Origin of the sequence: Acinetobacter sp. SwsAc6, from assembly GCF_013391565.1 — a bacterium.
In the GTDB taxonomy this organism is placed as follows: domain Bacteria; phylum Pseudomonadota; class Gammaproteobacteria; order Pseudomonadales; family Moraxellaceae; genus Acinetobacter; species Acinetobacter cumulans.
On record NZ_JACAXE010000012.1, the window covers coordinates 91,164 to 101,719 of the forward strand.

Genomic DNA, 10,556 nt, shown 5'->3' on the forward strand with positions numbered 1-10,556 from the left:
CAGCAAGTAAACTGACCACAGGTGATTTACAAGTAAATGGTACCTTAACAGGAATTAACCAGATGGACTTGAGGGGTTTAAATACATCTACGGTTCAATTTGTGGATCAGAATGGTCAATCTACAGGATTGATTGATAGCTATAATGGCACAGCCAATTTGTACTTGAATGGCAATGCATCTATAAATACCGCTAATATTAATGAGCTGATTGCTGGTGATTTGCAAGTAAAAGGGGCATTAAAAACAAATACTATTGATGTTCAAAATAATTATATCAATCATTTGGCTAATGCTGTTGATGATCATCAAGCAGTTAATTTAGGTCAAGTAAATGGTTTGTTGCGTGATTCTCTTATTGGTGTAAATACATATACAGATAATCAGGTTGCAATTTTACGTCAAGAAGCCTTAGTAGAAACAGGACGTGTAAATCAAGCCGTTACCGATGGAGATAAAGCAACTTTAGCTTCTGCCAATAAAGCCATAGCGGATACGGCAACTGCATTACGTCAAGAAGCTTCCGTTGAAACAGCGCGTGTCAATCAAGCCATTACAGATGGAGACAAAGCAACTTTGGCCTCTGCAAACAAAAATACAGCGGATACGGCAGTAGATTTACGTCAAGAAGCTTCCGTTGAAACAGCACGTGTCAATCAAGCAATTTCTGATGGAGATAAAGCAACATTAGCTTCTGCAAATAAAACCATAGCAGATACAGCAGCGGTATTACGTCAAGAAGCCTCAGCAGAAACTGCACGTGTCAATCAAGCCATTACAGATGGAGACAAAGCAACTTTGGCTTCTGCAAATAAAACTACAGCAGATACAGCAGCGGTATTACGTCAAGAAGCTTCCGTTGAAACAGCACGTGTCAATCAAGCCATTACAGATGGAGACAAAGCAACTTTGGCTTCTGCAAATAAAACTACAGCAGATACAGCAGCGGTATTACGTCAAGAAGCCTCAGCAGAAACAGCACGTGTCAATCAAGCCATTACAGATGGAGACAAAGCAACTTTAGCCTCTGCAAATAAAACTACAGCAGATACGGCTACAGCCTTGCGTCAAGAAGCTTCTGTGGAAACAGCTCGCGTTAATCAAGCAATTTCTGATGGTGATAAGGCAACTTTGGCTTCTGCAAATAAAACCACAGCGGATACGGCAACTGCTTTACGTCAAGAGGTATCAGCTCAAGTTATTCAGGTAAATAAAACCATCACCGATGGAGACAAGGCAACTTTAGCTTCTGCCAATAAAACGACTGCGGATACAGCTACAGTATTGCGTCAAGAAGCTTCAATAGAATCAGCACGTGTAAATCAAGTAATCACCGATGGTGATAAAGCAACTTTGGCCTCAGCAAACAAAAATACAGCAGATACGGTAGCAATTTTACGTAAAGAGACATTAGCTGAAACTGGTAGGTTGAATACGGTAATTTCAGAAGCAGATGCTAATACCCTTGCGCAAGCGAAAGCATATACTGATGCAAATTTGAATGGTTCCCCAAATGTTGCGGTGAGCTCATCACAAGGTTTACAGCAAGCTACTGCATCTGGACAAGATTCAATAGCAATTGGGCAGAATGCAAGTACGGGTACTGGAGGTGCTTCTGCTTTGGCTATGGGACATAGTGCAACAGCTAACGGAGCTTCATCAATAGCGTTAGGATCTGGTGCACAGGCTTTGGGTGTACAAACTGTTAGTATTGGTACAGGAAATATTGTTAGCGGAGATCGTTCTGGCGCGTTGGGTGATCCAAATATAGTTTCAGGTAGTGCCAGTTATGCTTTTGGTAATGATAACACCATTTCAGGTGATAACACTTTTGTATTGGGTAACAACGTAAACACCTCAGCACAAAATACAGTTGTTCTTGGAAATAACTCAAGCTCAACAAGGAATAATACTGTATCCGTTGGTTCAACAGGGAGTGAGCGTCAAATAACTAATGTTAAGGCAGGGACTATAGATACTGATGCAGTAAATTTAAAGCAAATGAAAGATGCTGATCAAACAATTTTAGCATCAGCCAATGCATTTACAAATGAGACTGCAAAAACGATTAGAAGTGAGGCAACAGCAGAATCTGCACGAATTAATTCTGTAATTGCTAAAACAGGTGTTGATACATTAGCGTCAGCAAAGTCTTATACAGATACGCAAGTAAGCGTATTGGATTCACGTGTTAGTCAATTAAATAGTCGAGTGGGTGATGTAGAGCAAACATCGTATCGGGGGGTTGCAATTGCACTTGCTGCTCAACAGCAAATTCCAAACATTGGTGCAGGTCAAGTTGCAGTATTTGGTGGTGTTGGTCACTATGAAGGCGAATCTGCTGCTGCTTTAGGTCTTGCAAGCGTGCTAAATGATGGCCGTACTGCATTCAGTGCTGCACTAGGTTTTGCTGGTGGTAATGAAGTGGGTGGTCGTGTAGGCGTATCTTATGTGTTTGGCGGTAAATAATTACCCGTAAATACATTTGGATTAAACAAAGAATCCCCGCAAATGCGGGGATTTTTTATATCTCGATTTAAAGCTTAATTAAGTGATAAATATGATATTTTTGACAGAATACTAAAAAAATGAATATTTAGGAAAAGTAAACAATAAAAAGGCAACCTTATGGATATTGAAATTGAAAATCATATCATTGGGGAAATATACGATGCCGCGGTCAATCTTTCTTTATGGCCTGAAATACTCAAAAAAATTGTGGATTATACAGCCAGTAAAACCGCAATATTGACAGTATTAGATTTATTAAACCCTAAATATAATATTGTTTTTACATACAATATTCCTCAAGCAAGCATAGACGCTTACCAAGATGAAAATGTGAAAGCAATCGATATGAAGCTTCATGTTCCACTATGGGATAGCATTGGTGTTGGTGGTGTCATGCATTTTGATTTAAGTCACTATGCAAGCAGTACAAATGCAGACAAACAAGAATTTTATGAGAAATGCTTAAAAATTACTGGCATTAGTTATATTGCTGCCGTATTACTCGATAAAGGGGAATATCGCTGGTCAGTTTTAGGTATTCACCGTGAAGCAGTCAATCAAGAGTTTAGTCACGACGAAATGATGTTCTTTCAGCGACTGGGTGTGCATATCCGTCGTAGTTTACAAATCTATAAGCAATTAAGCTTTGCGCAGACAATGGGGCAAAATTTATTTCAAATATTAGACTTAATCAAAATTGGCATTATTTTAATTGATGAAGATAAAGTTTTAAAATACAGCAATAAAGCCGCACAGGCCTTATTAGAGCAATCTAAATTATTCGAATTTGATCAAAAAAATCGTTTGCTGGTCAGGCGGGATCAACAAGCTAAATTTGAAAAAACTGTACAGAGTGCGCTCTATAAGCGCCAAGACACACATCATGATATAGGTGGTGTACTTGAGTTGAAAGCCAAAAATGGACAAGACTATATGCTAAGTATTACACCTTTAAGTAGTATTCAGCATTTAATCCAGATTGAGCAAGGTGCATTTGCTGTGTTGTTCTTATCTGAAAAGCAACAACAATATTCACTTTCGAATGATTACTTAAAGGAAACTTTTGCATTAACTACACGTGAATGTGAAATGTGTGTGCGCTTCGTCAATGGCGCGAATATGGAAGATATTGCGACGCAATGTAGCTTAACAATTAGTTCGGTACGAACGTATTTTAAAAATATTTTTGCCAAAACCCAAAGTACCACTCAGGTTGAATTGATGCGTAAGCTGATGAGTTTGTCGATGGGTTTTGAGCATATTGTGTAATGGAACATGAGCTTCATTCATTAGATCATGTTCCATTCAGTTTATAAGTGACTCAGTGTGCTTACAGGTTCATCTTCATATTGGATATTGATGGTTTTATCGTTGAGGCTATATTTAAAGGTATCTAAGTCATATTTATGCTGACTTAAATCTCCCCATGTGTCGACTAGACCTAGGCAACCTGTGGTGTCGTATTGAACAGATTCGGCTTTTAAAATGCCATTGCTTGCAGAATAAGTTCCATACTCAATACCTGGGCCACCACAGTCTTCATTACTTAGTCCTACGTACAAATATGTTTTGTCGTTATACATGGCGACGAGTGCATCAGCATTTTTCCAAGCACCGACGATGCTGTTGCTTTCACTCGGGAGTTTGGTTAATACAACAGGTGTAGGGTCTTCAGTGAGTAACTGTAACGTCCCTTCTGTTTTGCCATACAGTAAGCTAAATGGTTGACTCGAATCAGAAAGTCCCCAGCCACCATTGGTGTCTTGAGTTAATGGGCTAACCACTGTTAATTTGCCTGTGAGTGGATCCCATTTAAATTTGCCTTGTTCAAATCCAGATTGTCCATCATTGTCGGCAGGTCCTACTTGTGCAAAGATAAAGTGTAGGTATTTATCTTTGTTAACAGTTTCAACTGCACCTTTAATATAGAGCAAAACTCTGGTACCGTTATTGCTATAACTCCAAACACCTTCATTGTCTTTGGCAAAGCTATCAATGAAGTTTGCTAAGGCCGTTTCTGAAGGGACCACAGCAGTTCCAGATGCTTTTACAGCTTGAAGGAAAGTGGCATCGGCTATAAATGACGCGGTAGGTGTATTCAATACAATTGTTTTGTCTTTTAAAGCCTCTACGGTCTTGGTGGAAATTTAAATACCATTGCTATGATTTTGGTCGGCATCTAAAGATTGAAGCAAAATGATTAAATTGTTGCGGATAACTGGATCTGTAGCGAGTTCAAGTGGAGAGATTTTTGCTTGCGCTGTGACCGAGCCAAGCACTATATCACCGATAGAAAAGGTCACTTTGTCGCCTTCATTATACTTAAATGAACCTTTACCATTTGTTGATGATGCATCACCGGTTGTACCCTCATAGCTGACAACACCTTGGCTATTTTTAGATACATAGTGCACACCACTGATTACAAGCATCAGTCAAAATACCAATTTTATTCGTCGTGCTTGGTGTTGTGGGGGTATTTGGATTGCCATTATTATTTGTGGATTGACCATCAGATGAACTGCCACCACCACAGGCTGTGAGGAGTGTAACTATAGCAAGGCTAAGTAGGGTATGTTTCATGGATTGATCCTTTTTGATACTTCTTGTTATGTTTCGATCTTAAAAATCTTTATTACAATCGACTATCTTCAAATAGGGATGATTTGAAGCTTTTTTTAAGATAAATTTAAGTTTTTGATTTGTTGCATCCACTAAATAAAAATAAAAAATGGCTGTTTGAGTTTTTTGTAGGTTATTATTTTATAAGGTTAATTTTGTTATAATCTAAAAATCCTGCATTGGGGTATAAATGGATTGATTTATACAATGCACATATTTTTATAAATTTTATTTCATATTCAAATGTTTATTTTTTTCTAAAAATAATGCTGAATTAATAGCCATATTTTATAAGTTTAAATGATTATAATTCGCATTAATTTTTTTGGATTGGTTTTTCGAAGTGCAATATCCACGTTCGACCTTGTCATTTTCAATTCTGGTGGCTTTAAGTTCTATAACTCATGCAGAAGTCTCTCCAGAACCACTCAATACAGAGGCACAACAGCTACAAACAATTACCGTGAAGGCACCCAAGCAAGAAGCCAAATATGTGGCAACTAAAGCACAAGCTGTGCTTCGAACGGATGCTCCATTGTTTGAAACTGCACAAGCCATAAGTGTGTTAACTCAGCAACAACTAGAACAAAAGCAAGTGCAAACAGTTGCGGAAGCATTGGATGGTGTAGCTGGCGTGACTTCCGGCCAATATGGTCGTAGAGGGTGGGATGACTTTGTTATCCGTGGGCAAATTTCAAGCTCGCAAACATATATAGATGGCTTGCGTATTCAAACCTCAGACAATGTTTTACGTTCGGAGGATATTTCTGGGCTTGAATCGATTGAGGTTGTGAAAGGGCCGACTTCAGTTGGATTTGGTTTAAGCTTACCTGGTGGTATGGTCAATCTTACCACCAAACGCCCACATGCAAGCACAGAGGCTAAAGGAACGCTCAGTGTGGGGAGCTATGGATTAAAAGAGGGGACATTCGATCTCAATTATGCACCGAATGACACAGAAAAAGGTGCATTTCGACTGGTTGGTCGGGTATCAGATCAAGATGATCCAACCGATCAAGTTTTTTTCAAAAATTATTATATTGCACCATCTTATAATTTTGATTTAGGTGAAAAAGATGAGCTTTCGGTTATCGCCAGTTATCAGCATAGAAATTATTTACGCCAGCAAGGTATACCTTTTAGTAATGGAGAATATATAAATTATTCGCATAACTTATTTTTTGGTGATCCAGATTATGGTTATGACGTGGATGTGTACCGCTTAGGGGCGAACTATGCACATTATTTTGATAATGATTGGATTTTTAAACAAAATTTTGCTGTGACACAAACCAATACTGTTGGTAATTCTATCTTAGCGTCAGGGCGTAGTAGCTTGCCCATTATTAAGCGTGCAATTAATAATCAAGATAAACAAGATGTCAATTATGCATTGGACACCAATTTGCAGCGTAAGTTTGACTTTGGCGCAGTGCAATATGATTTGATGGCGGGTTTAGATTTAATGCACGAGCGCAGTGATTATTATCGCCGTACAGATACCATTAATGACTTTAATTTGAATGCACCCAATTATGGTGATGTTGTTATTAAAAAGCCGGGTACACCTAGCCATGAAATGACGTATAGCCAGTATGCTGGAGCATATATACGTAATACGCTAAGCATTGATGATACCTGGATCATTGGTTTATCTGGGCGTCATGATTGGACACAGGTAGAAATTAATAATTTACTCAATGGCTCAAATCAGAAAAACTCCGATAATGCATTTACGGGTAGTGCTTCTGTCATGTATCGCATTAATGACATGTTTGCGCCCTATATGAGTTATTCGACCTCCTTTATGCCTGTAACAGATTCAGGCGAAGATGGTCGCTTATTAAATCCAGAAAAAGGTCAGCAGACTGAAATTGGGGTCAAGCTCCAAGCCTTGGATCAACGCTTACAAGGCTACGTGGCTTATTATGATTTGACCCGTAAAAATGTAACAGAAACAGATAGCTCTGGAAATTTTTCAATCCAAACAGGTGAGCAAAAAACCAAAGGTTATGAAGCAGAGCTGGCGGCAACGTTGAATCCACAGTGGAAAGTATTGGCTAGCTATAGTTATATTCCGACAGCAGAAGTCACTGAGAGCTTGACTGCAAGCGAGATTGGCAAGCGTACGAATCATGTGGCGAAAAACGCAGCATCATTGTCAACGCAGTATTATTTTAGTCCAGATCAATTGGGTTGGCGTGTAGGGGCTGGTATGCGTTATCAAGGAGCGCGTACTGCACAGCGTGGCACAGATTATGTAGACCTTCCAACTTATGTGCTTTTTGATGTAAATGCAGGTTATGAAGCCAAAGACTGGAGTGCAGGGTTAAGCCTGAAAAATCTATTTGACCGTGAGTATTTGGCAGGTACAACGCCGAATGCACAGTTGGTGAATTGGGGAGACCCGCGTATGCTACGTTTTAACCTAAGTTTTAAATATTAATTCATTATTTAATAATTGTAGAACTGATAAAAAATCCCTGCTCAAGAGCAGGGATTTTTGTTTGCGAATACCAAATGGGAGAAACTAAGCGCTGAGCAAAAACTTAGGATTTAGTGCTGTTCTTTAATTAGTTTGTAATTCAACTTTGTATCAAGTGCTTGACCTGTTTCCTTATCGCGAGCTTCAGCAAAATTTTCACCAATAAAGAATTTACGTTGATCGGCATTCTGATCGAGGGTAATCACTGAAGGTTGATTGGCATCAAAACTAAATGTTCCTTTGACTTTAGACTCGTGTTCTTTGCCTTTACCTTGATATTCCTCTGTCAATTCATAGGTTTTATCTGATTTTAACTCAAGCTCAGTTTTAATGCCTTCGCAGTCTGCGCAAGGGAATACCCCTTTATATTCGCCTGCCCAATCTAAGGCATTTTCAGCGCTATCACTGGTAGATACAGAGGGAGTTGTGGTGTTAGTAGATGTTGCTTGTTCAGTTTTTTCAGGTGTTTGTGGTGCTGTCGTTGTATCATTTTTACTACAAGCACTTAATGCAACTAGAGATAGTAAGCTAATGAAGATAATCTTTTTCACGTGATTTGACTACCGTATGAGGATGAATAAAAAATAATCTATTTTAAAATAAGCTTGTACAGTGATCTTGTAAACGTATAAAAGTCTAGATGAAATTTTGACGCTAGCGCCTGAACAGATGTATTTTATTTGGTTGTTTATTAAGCGAATCTGTGTGTTAATTTGCAATAACATCAGTACAATCAGGGCACTTTAAATGGGGTGTGAGTGGTTGCTGTGTTAGAAAAATTGGCAGAAAAAAGTCTCAATGCAATGGGTTGGGAAATTGATAATCATTGGCCACTTGATTTGGATCAATGCGTAATGATTGCTGCACCACATACCAGCAATTGGGATGCACTTTATGCACGCTTAGCATTAAAGGCAATGGGTGTAAATGTCCGCATTACGATTAAAGACAGCTATATGAAATTTCCATTTGGACCTTTTGTTCGCGCAATGGGTGGCATTGGAATTGACCGTCGACCAAAAGTTGAGGGTGAGCAACGTTTAAGTATGGTTGAAGTCATGAGCAACTTATTTAAAGATCATCCCAAGTTGGTCATGTTAGTTACACCTGAAGGTACTCGCGCGAAACAAGAACAGTGGAAAACTGGCTTTTACCATGTTGCAACCAATGCAGGTGTGCCAATTGCATTGGCTTATATGGACTATGCCAAGAAAAAAACGGGTGTAGGCAAGATTGTTTATCCGACTGGGGATTATGAAAAAGATATGGCGGAAATTATGGATTTTTACGCACAAATCCATGCCAAATTCCCAGAAAGCTTTAGTGTAGATCAGCGCTATTATGTTGAATAAAAAATAGGGCATAAGCCCTATTTTTTATGGTGGTTGCAGGTTTATGGCAACGCTTTACAAGGTATATTTTATTTAAGGCTGTATGCCACCTAAATTTTGACAGGCTGCTTTATAAATAAAGAATTGTTGCTCAATCACTTGATCTAAAGGTAAATCAAACAAGTGTTCTCCTTGTTTGTAGCTTTGAATATAGGATTGCGCTTTTTGTTTGCTCGATGCCAATTTGTGCTCATGAAAACTGGTAATCGAGCTGCCCCCCATTTGGGATGTTTCAATGTTATTGCAATGAAACTGAGCATATAATTTTTCGGCTTTACGGATTTCGCTAGATGTGCCAAACATACAACCTGTAAGCAACAGCAGTAGTACAGGCATGAAAATATATTTCATGAGAGATCAATAGGAGGTGTGGGCGTATAAATGACTATTGTATAAATATCTAAAATTAAAACTGTATAGATTTTTTGAACAATTGATCAAAAAATAAAAAAATAGATCTGACATATACATGGGTAAATTGATTTTAGCTGAAAATAACTAAATTCAACCGAGATTAAAATATTCGTCAGAGGAAAAAGTTTTGAATTTAACCCAGCAAAAAATGCATTTTGATGACTTAAATATACGGACGTTTACATCTTCTTCAAGGTCTCTTCAGAATATATCTGAATAATCAGCTTCATGTATGGTGGGATGTCAAAGGTTGCACTGATGTTATTAACACGTTGTAAAAAGTCTTTCGCAATTTTATGTTTAGTTTTGGCCAGTTCAAGTTATGCTGCTGATGTTCCAACAGATATACATGCGATGACAACACCACAAACCATAGCTGTGACACATCTCATTCCAATGACCAGTGCAGTATTGAGCTCAGTTGGTCATTCTGATGATCCAGATATTAAAGAGGCAAGGGAAGAAGAGTCTCCCGTACGTGATTCGAGACCTTTACGTACAACACGGCCCAAGTAGCGAAGTCTTTTGCTTTAAGTCGCTTGTACGATACTACTGAAAACAAGAAAGCAACCTGAAGAGAATAACAAGGTCAAAACACTGTGTTTAAATTGACGCTCTGAAATTTTATAAAATAGTTTTGCACCCAGCATTGCGGGAACACTTACTGCAATGAGTAATAGCAAGGCATAGGGTAATAGTTTGGTCTGTAGCGTACCTTGGGCTAAATAAGCTACGAGGGTAAACAGTTGAATGGCAAAATTAAAATGGCGCAATATATAGCGCTGTTCTTGCTTTGGGCGTTGTTTGAGCATGAGCCATGCGGAAGGCAGTGAGCCACAGAACCCGCCCAAGCCACCTAAAATACCGCCCAAAAAACCTATACTGGCATCTGCATAATGACCAGACTGTTGAATCTTTTTAATTTGTGGATTAAACAGCATGATGGGGCACCACAGAATTAAAAATACACCAAGCAATAGCTTGAAAGTATCTGCCTGAATTAAATCCTTAGATTAGCATTTGAAGTGCAACACCATGTTGTTGCCATAATACCTGACTCGGACTTTTAAAGCCGAGTCTTTTTCTTGGCCGATGATTCAAGCGTTGAGTGATTTCTGAAATATATTCATCCGT

Annotated in this window: 10 protein-coding genes and 1 pseudogene; 5 read left to right on the top strand and 6 right to left on the bottom strand. The window is 38.7% G+C overall.

Annotated features, from left to right (window positions below):
* Both HYG93_RS10105 and HYG93_RS10110 read left to right on the top strand, forming a co-directional pair.
* Window positions 1-2,468 (top strand): YadA family autotransporter adhesin (locus tag HYG93_RS10105; protein ID WP_218646811.1); only part of this gene is annotated, 2,468 nt, incomplete at its 5' end.
* 159 nt (window positions 2,469-2,627) lie between these two features.
* Window positions 2,628-3,779, top strand: a complete 1,152-nt coding sequence (locus HYG93_RS10110; RefSeq protein WP_106986151.1) for a LuxR C-terminal-related transcriptional regulator — start codon at window positions 2,628-2,630, stop codon at window positions 3,777-3,779.
* A 41-nt stretch (window positions 3,780-3,820) separates the two neighbouring features.
* On the opposite strand, the gene HYG93_RS10115 is transcribed toward HYG93_RS10110, so the two are convergent.
* Genes HYG93_RS10115 through HYG93_RS10125 form a run of 3 tightly spaced genes read right to left on the bottom strand, consistent with a single transcriptional unit; the run spans window position 3,821 to window position 5,093 of the window.
* Window positions 3,821-4,612: a hypothetical protein gene (locus HYG93_RS10115; RefSeq protein WP_178962455.1), complete on the bottom strand. Its 792-nt coding sequence runs from the start codon at window positions 4,610-4,612 to the stop codon at window positions 3,821-3,823.
* Window positions 4,613-4,657: 45 nt separating this feature from the next.
* Window positions 4,658-4,942: a hypothetical protein gene (locus tag HYG93_RS10120; RefSeq protein WP_178962456.1), complete on the bottom strand. Its 285-nt coding sequence runs from the start codon at window positions 4,940-4,942 to the stop codon at window positions 4,658-4,660.
* Complete coding sequence (locus HYG93_RS10125; RefSeq protein ID WP_178962457.1) at window positions 4,908-5,093, bottom strand: hypothetical protein; 186 nt, start codon at window positions 5,091-5,093, stop codon at window positions 4,908-4,910. Before HYG93_RS10125 ends, HYG93_RS10120 begins: the two co-directional genes overlap by 35 nt.
* Before the next feature lie 382 nt (window positions 5,094-5,475).
* Between HYG93_RS10125 and HYG93_RS10130 the strand changes: the two genes are divergently transcribed.
* A complete protein-coding gene (locus tag HYG93_RS10130; protein WP_117007936.1) occupies window positions 5,476-7,578 on the top strand; it encodes a TonB-dependent siderophore receptor in 2,103 nt (700 codons plus the stop codon).
* Window positions 7,579-7,688: 110 nt separating this feature from the next.
* Here HYG93_RS10130 and HYG93_RS10135 read toward each other — a convergent pair whose 3' ends face one another.
* Entirely contained in the window at window positions 7,689-8,168 is a 480-nt protein-coding gene (locus HYG93_RS10135; protein WP_117007935.1) for a copper resistance protein NlpE, read from the bottom strand.
* A gap of 216 nt (window positions 8,169-8,384) precedes the next feature.
* On the opposite strand from HYG93_RS10135, the gene HYG93_RS10140 reads away from it, so the two are divergent.
* A complete protein-coding gene (locus tag HYG93_RS10140) occupies window positions 8,385-8,969 on the top strand; it encodes a 1-acyl-sn-glycerol-3-phosphate acyltransferase (protein WP_117007954.1) in 585 nt (194 codons plus the stop codon).
* A 72-nt stretch (window positions 8,970-9,041) separates the two neighbouring features.
* Here HYG93_RS10140 and HYG93_RS10145 read toward each other — a convergent pair whose 3' ends face one another.
* Window positions 9,042-9,359 carry a hypothetical protein gene (locus tag HYG93_RS10145; protein ID WP_106986147.1) on the bottom strand — a complete coding sequence of 106 codons (318 nt, stop codon included), beginning with the start codon at window positions 9,357-9,359 and terminating at the stop codon, window positions 9,042-9,044.
* Window positions 9,360-9,680: 321 nt separating this feature from the next.
* Here HYG93_RS10145 and HYG93_RS10150 point away from each other — a divergent pair, with 321 nt between their 5' ends.
* A complete protein-coding gene (locus HYG93_RS10150) occupies window positions 9,681-9,938 on the top strand; it encodes a hypothetical protein (protein ID WP_120366151.1) in 258 nt (85 codons plus the stop codon).
* A gap of 14 nt (window positions 9,939-9,952) precedes the next feature.
* Here the strand turns inward: HYG93_RS10150 and HYG93_RS10155 are convergent.
* Window positions 9,953-10,429, bottom strand: a pseudogene (locus HYG93_RS10155) (TSUP family transporter); the annotation flags it as partial.
* Between the last annotated feature and the right edge of the window lie 127 nt (window positions 10,430-10,556).

What these genes read in the sequence shown, in the direction of transcription:
- HYG93_RS10145 (WP_106986147.1), bottom strand. Translation starts at nt 9,359, where the DNA reads ATGAAATATATTTTCATGCCTGTACTACTGCTGTTGCTTACAGGTTGT.
- HYG93_RS10110 (WP_106986151.1), top strand. Translation starts at nt 2,628, where the DNA reads ATGGATATTGAAATTGAAAATCATATCATTGGGGAAATATACGATGCC.
- HYG93_RS10125 (WP_178962457.1), bottom strand. Translation starts at nt 5,093, where the DNA reads ATGAAACATACCCTACTTAGCCTTGCTATAGTTACACTCCTCACAGCC.
- HYG93_RS10120 (WP_178962456.1), bottom strand. Translation starts at nt 4,942, where the DNA reads ATGCTTGTAATCAGTGGTGTGCACTATGTATCTAAAAATAGCCAAGGT.
- HYG93_RS10150 (WP_120366151.1), top strand. Translation starts at nt 9,681, where the DNA reads ATGTTATTAACACGTTGTAAAAAGTCTTTCGCAATTTTATGTTTAGTT.